Source organism: Ruegeria sp. AG7, from assembly GCF_056541545.1.
The window spans coordinates 16934-31341 of record NZ_JBQFYP010000010.1; the positions used below are offsets into that span (position 1 = coordinate 16934).

The 14408-nt window shown below is 58.1% G+C and carries 13 protein-coding genes; all 13 read left to right on the top strand.

Translation table 11 applies throughout. The features are described from left to right. The first annotated feature begins 63 nt into the window (after positions 1-63). The 13 genes from hutI (at position 64) to ACR0BF_RS13890 (ending at position 14383) form a co-directional block, all read left to right on the top strand. Positions 64-1272, top strand: a complete 1209-nt coding sequence (gene hutI, locus ACR0BF_RS13830) for an imidazolonepropionase (RefSeq protein WP_480625130.1) — start codon at positions 64-66, stop codon at positions 1270-1272. Further along, on the top strand, positions 1269-2807 hold the full coding sequence (gene hutH, locus ACR0BF_RS13835) for a histidine ammonia-lyase (RefSeq protein ID WP_480554868.1): 1539 nt from the start codon (positions 1269-1271) through the stop codon (positions 2805-2807). The genes hutI and hutH overlap by 4 nt, the downstream gene beginning before the upstream one ends. After that, positions 2804-3598 carry an N-formylglutamate deformylase gene (gene hutG / locus ACR0BF_RS13840; RefSeq protein WP_480554869.1) on the top strand — a complete coding sequence of 265 codons (795 nt, stop codon included), beginning with the start codon at positions 2804-2806 and terminating at the stop codon, positions 3596-3598. Before hutH ends, hutG begins: the two co-directional genes overlap by 4 nt. Continuing rightward, a complete protein-coding gene (hutU, locus tag ACR0BF_RS13845) occupies positions 3595-5277 on the top strand; it encodes a urocanate hydratase (RefSeq protein ID WP_480625131.1) in 1683 nt (560 codons plus the stop codon). The genes hutG and hutU overlap by 4 nt, the downstream gene beginning before the upstream one ends. Before the next feature lie 142 nt (positions 5278-5419). Further along, a complete protein-coding gene (gene nadA, locus ACR0BF_RS13850; protein ID WP_480605599.1) occupies positions 5420-6469 on the top strand; it encodes a quinolinate synthase NadA in 1050 nt (349 codons plus the stop codon). A 6-nt stretch (positions 6470-6475) separates the two neighbouring features. Continuing rightward, positions 6476-8044 (top strand): L-aspartate oxidase, encoded by a 1569-nt coding sequence (locus tag ACR0BF_RS13855; protein WP_480605602.1) that lies wholly within the window; start codon positions 6476-6478, stop codon positions 8042-8044. After that, positions 8041-8889: a carboxylating nicotinate-nucleotide diphosphorylase gene (gene nadC, locus ACR0BF_RS13860; protein WP_480625132.1), complete on the top strand. Its 849-nt coding sequence runs from the start codon at positions 8041-8043 to the stop codon at positions 8887-8889. Before ACR0BF_RS13855 ends, nadC begins: the two co-directional genes overlap by 4 nt. 114 nt (positions 8890-9003) lie before the next feature. Beyond that, positions 9004-9984 (top strand): biotin synthase BioB, encoded by a 981-nt coding sequence (gene bioB, locus ACR0BF_RS13865; RefSeq protein ID WP_209507670.1) that lies wholly within the window; start codon positions 9004-9006, stop codon positions 9982-9984. Then, the gene (locus ACR0BF_RS13870; RefSeq protein ID WP_480625133.1) at positions 9981-11114 is read left to right on the top strand and encodes an 8-amino-7-oxononanoate synthase; all 1134 of its coding nucleotides are present in this window, start codon (positions 9981-9983) and stop codon (positions 11112-11114) included. The genes bioB and ACR0BF_RS13870 overlap by 4 nt, the downstream gene beginning before the upstream one ends. Beyond that, positions 11111-11731 carry a dethiobiotin synthase gene (bioD, locus tag ACR0BF_RS13875; RefSeq protein ID WP_480625134.1) on the top strand — a complete coding sequence of 207 codons (621 nt, stop codon included), beginning with the start codon at positions 11111-11113 and terminating at the stop codon, positions 11729-11731. Before ACR0BF_RS13870 ends, bioD begins: the two co-directional genes overlap by 4 nt. Further along, a complete protein-coding gene (gene bioA, locus ACR0BF_RS13880) occupies positions 11728-13014 on the top strand; it encodes an adenosylmethionine--8-amino-7-oxononanoate transaminase (protein ID WP_480625135.1) in 1287 nt (428 codons plus the stop codon). The genes bioD and bioA overlap by 4 nt, the downstream gene beginning before the upstream one ends. Then, on the top strand, positions 13011-13631 hold the full coding sequence (locus tag ACR0BF_RS13885) for a pimeloyl-ACP methyl esterase BioG family protein (RefSeq protein WP_480554877.1): 621 nt from the start codon (positions 13011-13013) through the stop codon (positions 13629-13631). The genes bioA and ACR0BF_RS13885 overlap by 4 nt, the downstream gene beginning before the upstream one ends. Continuing rightward, positions 13628-14383: a methyltransferase domain-containing protein gene (locus ACR0BF_RS13890; protein ID WP_480519800.1), complete on the top strand. Its 756-nt coding sequence runs from the start codon at positions 13628-13630 to the stop codon at positions 14381-14383. Before ACR0BF_RS13885 ends, ACR0BF_RS13890 begins: the two co-directional genes overlap by 4 nt. The last annotated feature ends 25 nt before the right edge of the window (positions 14384-14408 follow it).

Genomic DNA, 14408 nt, shown 5'->3' on the forward strand with positions numbered 1-14408 from the left:
AATAGACATATGCCATAAAGACCTGTACCAGAAAAGAGAGAATTGCACCGAAGAGGGATTCGAATGCAAACCCACGATCATCTGTTCACAGATCTGCACGCCGCTACAATGGTTGGTGCGGATGCATACGGATTGATCGAAGACGCGGCGATTGTCGTGCGTGGCGACCGGATTTCATGGGTCGGTCCGAAGACGCAGTTACCGGAAGAATACGCGACGTTCTCTCAAACCTCGCTGGACGGGCGGCTGGTGACGCCGGCTCTGATCGATTGCCATACCCATGTGGTGCATGGCGGCGACCGCGCGGCTGAGTTCGAGATGCGCCTTAACGGTGCCAGCTATGAAGAGGTGGCCCGCGCAGGCGGAGGGATCATTTCGACCGTGAAAGCCACACGTGCGGCCAGTAAAGAGGATTTGATCGCGCAGGCTCTGCCGCGCGTGGACGCGATGATCGCCGAAGGGGTCTCGGTGATCGAAGTCAAATCGGGCTATGGGCTGGATCAAGAAACTGAGTTGACCATGCTGCGCGCCGCGCGGGCCCTGCAGGAAAGCCGCCCGGTGCGCATAGCGACCAGCTTTCTGGGCGCTCATGCTGTACCCGCCGAGTATAAAGACTGGCCCGAGGCGTACATTGCTGAGATTTGCATTCCGACGCTTCGCGCGGCTCATGCCGAGGGTTTGGTAGACGCAGTTGACGCATTTTGCGAAGGGATTGCCTTCCTGCCCGACCAACTGGTGCCACTGTTTGACGTTGCCAAGGAACTAGGACTGCCGGTCAAGTTGCATGCCGAACAACTGTCCAACCTGGGTGGCGCGAAACTTGCTGCAAGCTATGGCGCGCTTTCTGCCGACCATATCGAGTATTTGGACGAAAGCGGTGTTAAAGCCATAGAAGCGGCAGGAACGGTGGCCGTGATCCTGCCTGGGGCTTTCTACACCCTGCGCGAGACGCAACAACCGCCTGTTGACCTGTTGCGCATGTACGAAGTGCCAATGGCCCTTGCGACCGACTGCAACCCAGGTTCGGCTCCGATGACATCGCTTTTGCTTGCAATGAACATGGGGTGCACCTTGTTTCGAATGACACCTGAGGAAGCTTTGAAAGGTGTCACTGTGAATGCCGCGCGTGCACTGGGCCTGAGAGACTGCGGCAGGATCTTTCAGGGCCTGCGGGCGGATCTGGCCGTCTGGAATGTCACCCACCCGGCCGAGCTAGCCTACCGCATCGGTTTTAATCCCCTTCACGCCCGCATATTCGGAGGCGCATTTTGACCACTCTGACGTTAACTCCCGGTGCTGTATCTCTGGCGCAGCTGGAACAGGTATTCCGCCAGGAATGCGCCGTTCGGCTGGACCCGGTTTGCAGGCCTGCCATAGCCTCGGCGCACGCTCGCATTATTGAGGCGGCGACTGGCCAAGCCGCCGTTTACGGGGTTAATACGGGTTTTGGAAAACTGGCAAGCGTCAAGATCGCGGCCGAGGATACCGCGACGCTGCAACGCAACCTGATCTTGTCCCATTGCTGTGGCGTTGGACCAGCGATCCCGCGTGCTGTTGCGCGGCTCATGATGGCGCTCAAACTGCTCAGCCTCGGACGTGGCGCGTCGGGTGTGCGGTTGGAGCTGATTGACCTGCTGGAAGCGATGCTTGTCGCAGGCGTGACACCGGTGATCCCGGCACAGGGGTCTGTTGGTGCTTCGGGCGATCTGGCACCACTGTCGCACATGGCAGCCGTCATGATGGGCGAGGGTGAAGCTGAGTTTGGCGGTACAGCCATGCCTGGCGGCGACGCACTGGCAGCGGCAGGTTTGACCCCGGTCGAACTTGGCCCCAAGGAAGGGTTGGCACTGATCAACGGCACTCAGTTTTCCACGGCGTTTGCGCTGGCGGGGCTTTTCGGCGCGTGGCGGGCGGCGCAAAGCGCTTTGGTCACTTCAGCCCTGACAACGGATGCGATCATGGGGTCTACCGCGCCTTTGCAACCCGAAATTCACGCCTTGCGTGGTCACCGAGGCCAGATCGAAGCGGGCGCAACCATGCGCGCGCTACTGGCTGGGTCGGTCATTCGCGAGAGCCACCGGGACGGTGATACGCGGGTTCAGGACCCGTACTGCATCCGCTGCCAACCGCAGGTTGTTGGCGCCGCGATGGATGTGCTGCGTCAGGCTTCAGTAACCCTGGAAACCGAGGCCAACGCCGCCACCGATAACCCTCTGGTTCTGGCCGAGGCCGGGTTGATCGTATCAGGCGGAAACTTTCATGCAGAACCGGTCGGATTTGCCGCCGACATGATTGCTCTGGCAGTGGCCGAGATCGGGGCGATTGCGCAGCGGCGTATCGCGCTGATCGTCGATCCGGTACTCAGCTTTGATTTGCCTCCCTTTTTGACACCCAACCCCGGATTGAATTCTGGCCTGATGATTGCCGAAGTCACGACAGCCGCGCTGATGAGCGAAAACAAGCATCTGGCCAATCCTTGCGTCACAGATTCAACACCAACTTCGGCCAATCAGGAGGATCACGTGTCAATGGCCGCCCATGGTGCGCGGCGGCTGGGGCAAATGGTGACCAATCTGGAGCGTATCCTTGGGGTCGAGTTGCTGTGTGCAACGCAAGGGGTTGAATATCGCGCGCCGCTGCCAACCAGTGAAAGCCTTCAAGGTGTCATGGCGCGCCTGCGTTCGGTTGTACCGGCGTTAGAAGATGACAGATACATGGCAAATGACATAGAAGCAGCCTCGGCCCTTATTGCAAGCGGTGAGATTGCCGAAAGCACCGGTGTCGCCATGCCGGAGCTTGGCGCATGACTGATCCGGTCGAGGTAGTTCGGGGTGGTAGTCCAATTGTTTTGGGCCTGCCTCACACGGGCACTTATGTGCCTGCGGCGATTGATGCCAAACTGAATGCTCGGGGTCGGGCGCTGACAGATACGGATTGGCACATCCACATGCTCTACGACGGGCTTTTGCCCGGTGCTACCACGGTGCGGGCCACCTTTCATCGCTATGTGATCGATGCCAATCGTGACCCAGGCGGTACTTCTCTTTACCCTGGCCAAAACACGACGACCTTGGTGCCGCTTACGGATTTCGACGGGCAGGATATCTGGGACATCCTTCCAACTGAAAAAGATACCATTGAACGACGTGACGCATTTCATGCGCCATATCATGCCGCTTTGCTGGCCGAACTGGAGAGGGTGAAGGCGATCCACGGAATCGCTGTGCTGTATGATTGCCACTCAATCCGCAGTCACATTCCTTTTCTGTTCGACGGCGTTTTGCCCGACATGAACATTGGAACAAATAACGGGATGACCTGTGCACCGGAAATCGAAACAATTGCACATGAATTCGCCTCTTCATCCCCTTTCAGCACCGTTTTGAACGGGCGCTTCAAAGGCGGGTGGACGACACGGCACTACGGACGCCCGGATAACGGTATTCACGCGATCCAGATGGAGTTGGCGCAGTCGACCTACCTGACATCAGAAACGCCACCCTGGACTTTTGACACCGCCAAAGCCACCCGTCTCCGGCGTTGGTTGAAAGACATTCTAGACGTCCTCAATGACACAGCATTGGAGCTTGCCCGATGACCGATCCTCGCAAAAACACCCGTGACATCTTTCCACCCACCGGACCTGAACTGAACGCCAAAAGCTGGATGACCGAAGCGCCGTTGCGGATGATGATGAATAACCTGCATCCTGACGTGGCCGAAAACCCGCATGAGCTGGTGGTCTATGGCGGGATTGGCCGCGCGGCGCGGACGTGGAAGGATTTTGACACCATCGTTGCCAGCCTGAAAGATCTGGAAGAGGATGAAACTCTGGTCGTCCAGTCCGGCAAGCCGGTTGCCATTGTTCGCACCCATAGCGATGCACCCCGCGTATTGATTGCAAACTCGAACCTTGTGCCGCACTGGGCCAATTGGGACCACTTCAACGAGCTCGATAAGAAAGGTCTGATGATGTACGGCCAGATGACCGCTGGCTCGTGGATCTATATTGGTACACAGGGCATCGTGCAGGGCACATATGAAACCTTTGCCGAGGCCGGACGTCAGCACTATGGCGGTGACCTGACAGGTAAGTGGATCCTGACCGGGGGGCTGGGTGGAATGGGCGGCGCGCAGCCTCTGGCCGCTGTCTTTGCAGGGGCTTGTTGTCTGGCCGTGGAATGCAACCCGGACAGCATCGACTTTCGCTTGCGCACCAAATATCTGGACGAGAAAGCCGAGACGCTGGATGAAGCGCTGGCATTGATTGATCGCTGGACCAAGGCGGGCGAAGCGAAATCTGTTGGTCTGTTGGGAAATGCCGCTGAAATCTTCCCGGAAATTTGCGCTCGGATGCAAGCTGGCGGGATGCGCCCCGATATTGTCACGGATCAGACCAGTGCCCACGATCCGGTAAATGGCTACCTGCCGCTTGGTTGGACCATGGCGCAATGGAAAGACAAGCGCGAAAGTGACCCGAAGGCGGTCGAAAAGGCTGCACGTGCTTCGATGAAGCAGCACGTCGCTGCAATGGTGGACTTCTGGAACGCGGGCGTGCCGACGTTGGATTACGGTAACAACATCCGACAGGTTGCGCAGGATGAAGGGTTGGAGAACGCCTTTGCCTTCCCCGGCTTCGTGCCCGCCTATATTCGCCCGCTGTTTTGTCGGGGTATCGGACCCTTCCGCTGGTGTGCGTTGTCCGGCGACCCTGAAGATATCTACAAGACCGACGCCAAAATGAAGGAACTGTTCCCCGACAATACCCATCTGCACAACTGGTTGGACATGGCGCAGGAGCGTATTGCGTTTCAGGGCTTGCCAGCGCGGATCTGCTGGATCGGGCTGGGAGATCGCCACAAGGCTGGGCTGGCGTTCAACGAGATGGTTAGAAACGGCGAATTGAAAGCTCCGGTCGTCATCGGCCGAGACCATCTCGACAGTGGCTCTGTTGCCTCACCCAACCGCGAGACCGAGGCGATGAAGGACGGTTCGGATGCTGTTTCGGACTGGCCGCTGCTGAACGCGCTTGTCAATACGGCGTCGGGTGCGACCTGGGTTTCGCTGCATCATGGTGGCGGGGTTGGTATGGGCTTCAGCCAGCATGCGGGCGTCGTCATCTGTGCAGACGGAACAGATGCCGCGGCCAAGCGACTGGAACGGGTGCTCTGGAATGATCCCGCGTCAGGTGTCTGGCGTCACGCGGACGCAGGGTACGAGGACGCGAAAGCCTGCGCGCGTGAACATGGGCTGCGATTGCCGGGCATTTTGGGCTGACTACCACGCCAACCTTTGTTTTGTCGGTTTGCCTTAGCGCTAACGTCACATTTTCCGGTTTCGAACCGGTACTGTTTCGGCTAGGGCTAAGCCGTTCAGCAGCCCCGAGGGGTTGAAGGCAACTGACAAAGGTGGCTACCCGTTGCTCGATATTGCACATGTCCGCTCGGTGATTTCGGACGTTTATGACCTTGCCCCATCGGCCTCTCTGGCCAATGAGATGAAAGACACGTTTGCCCGCATGGATCGCGTGGTCAGCCCACCGGATTGGGCGATCTACGCGCCTTACGTGCGGGCCATCAATACGCTCAAGAAAGAACGTAACGCCGTGATCCTTGGGCACAATTACATGACGCCCGAGATTTTTCACGGTGTGTCCGATTTCGTTGGGGACAGTTTGCAGCTTGCGATCAAGGCTAGTGAGGTCGAAGAAGATGTGATCGTTCAGGCCGGTGTTCATTTCATGGCCGAGACGTCGAAGATCCTCAGCCCTCAGAAGACTGTTCTGATGCCCGACATGGAAGCCGGTTGTTCATTGGCAGAATCGATTACCGCTGAGGGAATCGATGAAATGCGCGCCAAATACCCCGGCGCGCCGGTTGTGTCCTATGTAAACACCACTGCTGAGGTAAAAGCAGCCTCGGATATCTGCTGCACCTCTTCGAACGCACTTCAGATCGTGAACGCCATGGTAAGCGATACGGTCATCATGACACCGGATCAGTATCTGGCGCAGAATGTTGCCAATCAAAGCCACAAGAACGTGGTGTATTGGCCCGGCTCTTGCATCGTGCATGAACAATACACCGCACAGGACTTGCGCGACTTCCGCGAATGGAACCCGGGAACACGGCTGATCGCGCATCCTGAATGCCCGCCGGATGTGGTGGCCGAGGCAGACTATTCCGGCTCGACCAGCGGCATCATCAAATACGTGCATGATGAAAAGCCGAAAAAGGCGATGCTGATCACCGAGTGTTCGATGGCATCCAACATTGCCGATGAATTGCCCGAGGTCGAATTTGTCGGGCCATGCAACATGTGCCCGTATATGAAGAAGATCACGCTTGAAAAGATCCTCTACGCCCTGCACACGATGGAAGGGCAGGTCGAGGTCGCCGAAGATGTGGCTGAAAAGGCGCGCAAATCCGTTCAGGCGATGATTGATCTGTCCCGCAAGCTCGGCATTTGATCTGAAATGACCAAAGTCACCACGGATCGCGTCATTATTGTGGGGGCTGGCATCGGTGCGCTTTATGCAGCATTGAAGCTCGCGCCGCGACCAGTGGTTGTAATCTCACCGGATGCTTTGGGTGAAGGTGCAAGTTCCTCATGGGCGCAAGGCGGTGTGGCCGCAGCAATGGATTTGTCGGACAGCCCGGAAAGCCACAGCCTGGACACCGTAATGGCTGGCGCTGGCATAGTCGTTCCGGCTGTTGCCGATCTGGTCACGCGCGAGGCGCGTCAATATATCCTCGACCTGACGACATTGGGCACGCCATTCGATCGCACCAAGGATGGCAGTTATGTGTTGTCACGCGAAGCGGCGCATAGCTTCGCGCGTGTCGTACGGGTGAAAGGGGATCAGGCAGGTAGTGAAATCATGGCTGCCCTGATCGAACGGGTGCATGAAACGTCCTCGGTTCAGGTGTTGGAAGGTGTCCTTGCCACGGCGCTGGACGTATCCAACGGTCGGGTGACTGGTGTCACGGTTCAGGACGCATCAGAAACGGGGTCCGAGCCCGTTACGCTCTGCGGGCCTGCTGTGTTGCTTGCCGGGGGTGGCTCTGGCGGGTTGTATGCCTTGACGACCAACCCGGCGCGCATTCGCGGGCAGGTCATCGGGATGGCCGCGCGTGCTGGTGCACTTATTGCTGACGCCGAATTCGTTCAGTTTCATCCGACGGCAATGGATGTTGGCGAAGATCCGGCACCGCTGGCAACCGAAGCGTTGCGCGGCGAAGGGGCAACCCTGATCAACAATAAGGGTGAGCGGTTCATGTTATCTGTTCATCCGGACGCAGAACTCGCCCCGCGAGACGTCGTCGCGCGTGCAATTTTTGCCGAAGTGCAGGCAGGTAACCGACCCAAGCTGGACACCCGCACCGCATTGGGCTCGAAGATAACGGACCTGTTCCCGGCAGTTGCTGAATACTGCGCGCGCAATGGCGTCGACCCGGTCAACGAACCGATTCCGGTCGCACCGGCAGCGCATTATCACATGGGCGGTATTGCCACCGACACTGACGGTCGCGCGACACTTGACGGGCTTTGGGTCTGCGGCGAGGCATCTTCGACAGGCCTTCACGGTGCCAACCGGTTGGCCTCGAACGGGTTGCTTGAGGCGCTTGTCTTTGCACGCATCTGCGCCGAAAGTATCGGGGCATCCGTTCCGGTGGTGTCAAATGCCGACCCTGTTGCATTGCAGTTTGTTCAGGTAATGTCCCCGGACACAACAAAATCTATCCAGGAGTTGCGCGAAACCATGACGCGCGACGTGGGCGTTGTCCGGGACCGGGCGGGCCTAATCCGTGCTCTGCAATCTATTGCGCAGTTGGAGGCGCAGCACGATGCCTGCCCGTCATTTCGCAACATGTGTGCAACCGCGACCTTGATCGCTGCCGCAGCCTTGCAGCGCGAAGAAAGCCGCGGTGCGCACAAGCGATCCGACTTTCCAAAAGCCAATGATGGGCCCGGAGAGCGGTCCCGGATGTATTTGTCCGAAGCAATGAGCATTCGGGCCAAAGCCTGCGAGGAACTGTCATGACATATGCAATCCTGCCGGATCTGATTCTGGAACCCGTGGTCCGCGCTGCGCTGATGGAGGATCTGGGAAGCTACGGTGATGTGACAACCCGCGCCGTGATCTCACAGGAAACAACCTATACAGCCAGCCTGAACGCACGCGAAAACGCTGTCGTGTCGGGGATGCAAGTTGCTGCAATCGCGTTCCGGCTTGTGGATCCGTCGCTTGAGGTTGACGTGCGGATCAAGGATGGTTCGCGTTGCGCACGCGGTGATACGCTGATGACCATCAAGGGCTCTGCCGCATCGATCCTGTCCGGCGAACGTGTCGCTCTGAACTTTGCCGGTCGCCTGACGGGTATTGCCACAATGACAGCCGCATTTGTGGAGCAGACCAACGGCACAACAGCCCGTATGACCTGTACACGCAAGACAACGCCAGGTCTGCGCATCGTGGAAAAACAGGCCGTGCTGCACGGTGGCGGTTTCAACCACCGCTATTCCTTGTCAGATGCGATCCTGATCAAGGACAACCACATTGCTGCGGCAGGCGGCATCCGTAAGGTTCTTGAAGCCGCTAAGGCAAAGGCCAGTCACATGATGGCGGTCGAGATTGAGGTTGATCGACTGGACCAGCTTTCCGAAGTGCTGGACGTTGGCGGGGCTTCGGTTGTTTTACTGGACAACATGGACAATGATATGCTGCGCGAAGCGGTTGCCATGGTGGGCGGGCGGTTGAAGACCGAAGCCAGCGGCAACGTGACCTTGGAACGGGTCGCATCGATCGCGGCGACAGGGGTGGATTACATCTCGTCCGGTGCCTTGACGCATTCTGCCCGCACCGTCGATCTGGGGCTCGATTTCTGAAGGCGCGGCATTTCCGCTTGATTTAAGATCGTTTGCGCCAACACAGTTGCGTATTCAAGTTTTATCGATAATAAATTCACAGCAACGCAAGCTGCAGAGAGTTTTATAGATAAAATGATCATCCCACACTCCGGCTGGACCCGTAAAACTGCGCAAGCTATTCACGATCTTCCGCTGATGGATCTTTTGTTTCGTGCGCAGACCGTGCATCGCGAAAACTTTGATCCGAACCAGATCCAGACCTCGAAGCTATTGTCGATCAAGACGGGTGGCTGCGCCGAGGATTGCGCCTATTGCTCGCAATCAGCCCGTAATGGATCAACCTTGCCAGCATCGAAGCTGATCGAGGTTCAGCGCGTTCTGACCGAGGCCAAGAAAGCCCGCGATGGTGGCGCGACCCGGTTCTGCATGGGGGCGGCGTGGCGCGAGCCAAAGGCGCGTGACATGGATGCGCTGGTCGCGATGGTCGAGGGCGTCAAGGAACTGGGCATGGAAACCTGCATGACGCTGGGTATGCTCGACGACACCCAGGTGGTGCAGCTGCGCGATGCCGGTTTGGACTATTACAATCACAACATTGACACCTCGGAACGCTATTACTCCGAAGTCATCACCACCCGTACCTTTGCGGATAGGATTGATACGATGAACCGGGTGCAGGAAGCAGGGATCAAGGTTTGCTCAGGCGGCATTCTGGGGATGGGTGAACATACTGGCGACCGTATCGACATGTTGCTGACATTGGCCAACATGACGCCTCCACCTGACTCGGTGCCGATCAATATGTTGATGCCGCAGGCCGATACCCCACTTGCCGACGCCGAGCCGATTGACCCGATCGACTTTGTGCGGATCATAGCAACGGCCCGCATATTGATGCCCAAGTCCTATGTGCGGCTTTCGGCCGGGCGCAGCGACATGAGTGACGAGATGCAGGCGATGTGCTTTTTCGCCGGTGCCAACTCGATCTTTGTTGGCGAAACGCTTCTGACAGCAGAAAACCCCGAAGAAGACACCGACGCGGTCCTGTTTGCGAAACTTGGTCTTCAGGCCGAAAAAGCCGAAACGCGAAACTGCACGGAAGCTGCCGAATGAAAGCAGTCAACCGATTGGAATCGATGCTTGATGCGCTTCAAGCCCGGCACCGCCGCCGGGCCTTGATCCCGACGCAAGGGCTGGATTTCGCGTCAAATGACTATCTGGGTCTTGCTGGATCTCAAGTGTTACAGCGCGCGGCGCATGACGCGCTGTCGCGGGGTGTACCTGTAGGTTCGGGAGGTTCACGTCTGTTGCGGGGCAACCACCCTGAACATGAAGTGCTGGAGCGGGAAGCGGCCGCATTCTTCGGAGCTGAGGCCGCGCTGTTCATGGGAGGCGGGTTCCAGGCCAATCAGGCGATCTTCTCCACGTTGCCTGCGGCTGAGGACTTGGTCCTTTATGACGCGCTGGTTCACGCGAGCGCCCATGAAGGTATGCGGGCCAGCCGTGCAGACCTGCGTACCTTCCGCCACAATGACGTTGCGGATGCACGCAACGTATTGCGCGACTGGCAATCTACAGGCGGTTCGGGTCAGGTCTGGATTGCCGTCGAAAGCGTGTATTCCATGGAAGGTGATCTGGCGCCGCTGGAAGACCTGTCCGTACTTGCGCGCGAAGCTGATGCGGTTTTGGTTGTTGATGAGGCCCACGCAACCGGCGTTTTCGGAGAGCGAGGCAGGGGTCTTGCGCATGACCTGAACGCTGATCTGCTGACATTGCATACCTGCGGTAAAGGGCTTGGTGTCTCAGGCGGGCTGATCTGCGGTCCGCGCGTGATGATTGATACCCTGATCAACCGCGCTCGTCCCTTCATCTTTGCGACCGCTCCGTCGCCTTTGAACGCTTCTCTGGTTCGTGCTGCGCTACGGGAACTGGCCGAGGATGTCAGCCTGATTGAAGGCGCGCATGAACGTATGCGCCATGCCCATGACGCCGCACGGCAACTGGGGTTGCCCGCAGCCGCGTTGAACAGCCAGATCATTCCGGTTGTACTGGGAGATGACGAGCGCACAATGGCGATGGCGGCCACTTTGCAGCAGCAGGGTTTTGACGTTCGGGGCATCCGCCCGCCCACTGTCCCAAAAGGCACATCCCGGTTGCGCGTCTCGATTACCGGAAATGTCACCCTTCAGGATATCTCGACCCTGTTATCAACCATCGCAATCTGTCAGTCGGAGGCCGCATGAGCGCGCTGATCGTTACCGGAACCGACACAGGTGTTGGAAAAACCGTGTTTTCAGCTGGTCTGGCGGCAGCTTTGCAGGCCCGGTACTGGAAGCCTGTTCAGTCTGGTCTTGAGGATGCTACGGACACTGAAACCGTCAGCGCGCTGAGCGGTGCCGAGGTCCTGCCCGAAGCGTACCGGCTGAACATGCCCGCTTCACCGCATCTGTCTGCCGAAGACATGGGTATTGAGATTGACTTCTCGCGTCTTGAAATTCCGAAAGTGGACGGGCCTCTTGTTGTCGAAGGCGCAGGGGGCCTTATGGTGCCGCTGAACCGCCAGTCGTTCTTTCTGGACCTGATTGCCGGATGGCAGGCTCCGGTTGTTCTTGTTGCGCGCACCGCCTTGGGAACGATCAACCACACCACATTGTCTCTGATGGCGCTTCGGGCTGTTGGCTGCGAGGTAGTCGGCGTCGCATTCGTGGGTGACCCCGTGCCGGACGTAGAGCAAACCATCGTCGAGATGTGTAAAGTGCATCATCTGGGACGCCTGCCATTTCTGAGCGACCTGACACCGCGGAGCCTGAACAGTGCATTTTCGGCAATCGATGTGGCGACCATTCGGAGGTTCCTGTGACCCCGTTGGAATTTGATGCGCGCCATCTGTGGCACCCTTATACACATGTGCTTGAACCTGGCCCGATGCACCTGATTACCGGGGCAGAAGGTGTCTGGCTGACGCGTGCTGATGGCGTCAGAATGATCGACGCAATGTCGTCCTGGTGGTGTACGGTGCATGGGCACAGGCACCCGGCCATCATCGATGCGATGCAAAAGCAGCTGAATACACTGCCGCATGTGATGTTTGGCGGTCTGACCCACGAACCCGCCGTGGAACTTGGCCGCAGGTTGGTCGACCTTCTGCCAGTTGGGCTGGATCGCATTTTCTACAGTGACAGCGGCTCGGTCGCGATCGAAGTCGCGTTGAAGATGGCAGTCCAGTACCAGATTGCCAAAGGCCGGGGCGAACGGTCTGAATTTGCCACGATCCGTGGTGGCTATCATGGCGACACATGGAAGGCGATGAGCGTTTGTGATCCCGTCAACGGGATGCATGGCCTGTTTCGCGGTGCGTTGTCGATCCAGCACTTTCTGCCACGCCCTCACATTCAATTTGGCGATGTCTGGCTCGACGATCCTTCCGAGAACGGGTTGGAGGCGCTGGAGGCGCTGCTGCACGACAAAGGGAACAGAATAGCCGCACTGATCCTTGAACCGGTGGTGCAGGGCGCAGGTGGGATGTATTTCTATCACCCCGCCTGGTTACGTGGGGCGCGTGCCTTGTGTGATGCGCATGACGTTTTGCTGATCTTCGATGAGATCGCGACCGGTTTCGGACGCAGTGGCGAGATGTTTGCAATGGATCACTCCGGGGTGGTTCCGGATATCCTGTGTCTTGGCAAGGCGCTGACCGGTGGGCATATCACCTTGGCCGCCACTATCGCGACTGAGGCCGTCGCTCGCGGGATCGGTGAAAGTGAGGCCGGAGTTTTGATGCACGGTCCCACCTACATGGCCAACCCTCTGGCTTGTTCGGCAGGGGTGGCGAGCCTCGACCAGTTGCAACAGCGAAACTGGAAGCAGGAAGTTGCATCAATCTCGCAGCAGATGAAGGCCGAACTCGCGCCCGCACGCAATTTGCCCGGTGTTACAGATGTGCGTGTGCTCGGCGCAATTGGCGTCATCGAGATGGATGAGCGGGTCGACCCCTCCATCGCACATGGGTTGGCTACGGAAACCGGTGTGTGGTTGCGCCCGTTTGCTCGCAATATTTATTGCATGCCTCCCTATGTTATTTCACCTGACGAACTGAGCAGGGTAACGTCCGCGATGCTTGCTCTGGCTGGGGGGCAGGAATGAAAAGCCGTTGGCTGGCGCAATCAGATGACAGTACTCTGACCCTTGTGTTTGGTGGATGGGCACTGGGCGATGCTCCGTTCCGGGGTCTTACGGGGGGCGGAAATACTCTGTTGGTGGAAGGCTACATCAGTCTCGATGATCCCCTGCCTGATCTCGCCCGTTTCGATCACATTGATATGCTGGCCTTTTCCTTCGGTGTCTCGTCGGCTGCGCATTGGCTGGCGTGCTCGGGCTTTCGTCCCGACCGATTGATCGCCATCAGCGGCACTTTGCACCCTGCGTGCCCGGAACGTGGTATTGCGCCCGACATGATCAAGGCAACAGCGGCTCAGCTTTCCGAGCGCAGCTTCGCCAAGTTCTGCCGCCGTGCAGGTTTGCCAAGTGAGCCCCCGGAACTCGATATAGTCGCGGCGAAGCAAGAGCTTTTTTCCGTGATCCAGCGCGGGCCTGCCCCTGATCCGGGTTTTGACAGGGTGTGGATACCCACAAACGACCGGATCATTCCGACTACGGCCCAAGAAGCCGCATGGGCCTCAACCTCGGCCCGCGTCGAGCGTGTGGCGGCGCCGCACGTACCATTCCTACCGGAGCAAAGTTGGGCGAGTTGGGTATCATGACAGCGCAACTGGCAGACAGGGTGCAGCGGAGCTTTAGCAGAAGCTTTCAAACCTACCACGACACAGCAAGTCAACAAGCCTGGGTCGCAGGCAAGCTGGTGTCTGAACTGCGTCGTGCCGGAGCTCCGGACCGCTTTGAAACTGTCTTCGAGCTGGGATGTGGCACAGGGCATCTGACCCGTCTGATGCGACAAAGCTTTCACCTGCCAAACTTCATATTGAACGACATCGCACCACAGGCTCAGGCAACAGCGGATGCGGAAAAGGCCACGTTCATTGCCGGTGATGCGCGTGAAGTTCACTGGCCCTCCCGGATTGATCTGATCGTCTCGGCTTCGATGATCCAATGGATGGAAAGCCCGTTGCAATTGCTTCACAGAGCGATGGACGCGCTGGAGCCCGGCGGGTGGTTGGCGGTTTCGGGTTTTGGCCCTCAGCAATATCGAGAGCTTAGCGCGATCGGATCAGCTGCGCGTGCACCGGGTCTTACTACTCCGGCTGCTCTTGCCGCTGCTGTCGACGGCCCGATGCAGAAATTGGCCGTTGGTGAAAGTCTGAGGCGAACCTACTTCGATACGCCTCGCGAGGTTCTTAGGTATTTGCGAAGAACAGGTGTAAACGGCAGGGCGCAAGGAACATGGACCAAGTCCACGCTGGCTCGGTTCGAAAACGTATACGCTAAGGAGTTCGGCACGGATCGCGGGGTCTCGCTGACATATCATCCCGTGTGGATCATTGCCCGGAAGCGATAGATACTTTTCTGCCGTGGCCTAACGT

Excerpts from the sequence above, each read along its gene's own strand:
- hutI (WP_480625130.1), top strand. The coding sequence starts at position 64 with ATGCAAACCCACGATCATCTGTTCACAGATCTGCACGCCGCTACAATG.
- hutG (WP_480554869.1), top strand. The coding sequence starts at position 2,804 with ATGACTGATCCGGTCGAGGTAGTTCGGGGTGGTAGTCCAATTGTTTTG.
- hutU (WP_480625131.1), top strand. The coding sequence starts at position 3,595 with ATGACCGATCCTCGCAAAAACACCCGTGACATCTTTCCACCCACCGGA.
- ACR0BF_RS13855 (WP_480605602.1), top strand. The coding sequence starts at position 6,476 with ATGACCAAAGTCACCACGGATCGCGTCATTATTGTGGGGGCTGGCATC.
- nadC (WP_480625132.1), top strand. The coding sequence starts at position 8,041 with ATGACATATGCAATCCTGCCGGATCTGATTCTGGAACCCGTGGTCCGC.
- bioB (WP_209507670.1), top strand. The coding sequence starts at position 9,004 with ATGATCATCCCACACTCCGGCTGGACCCGTAAAACTGCGCAAGCTATT.
- ACR0BF_RS13870 (WP_480625133.1), top strand. The coding sequence starts at position 9,981 with ATGAAAGCAGTCAACCGATTGGAATCGATGCTTGATGCGCTTCAAGCC.
- bioD (WP_480625134.1), top strand. The coding sequence starts at position 11,111 with ATGAGCGCGCTGATCGTTACCGGAACCGACACAGGTGTTGGAAAAACC.
- ACR0BF_RS13885 (WP_480554877.1), top strand. The coding sequence starts at position 13,011 with ATGAAAAGCCGTTGGCTGGCGCAATCAGATGACAGTACTCTGACCCTT.
- ACR0BF_RS13890 (WP_480519800.1), top strand. The coding sequence starts at position 13,628 with ATGACAGCGCAACTGGCAGACAGGGTGCAGCGGAGCTTTAGCAGAAGC.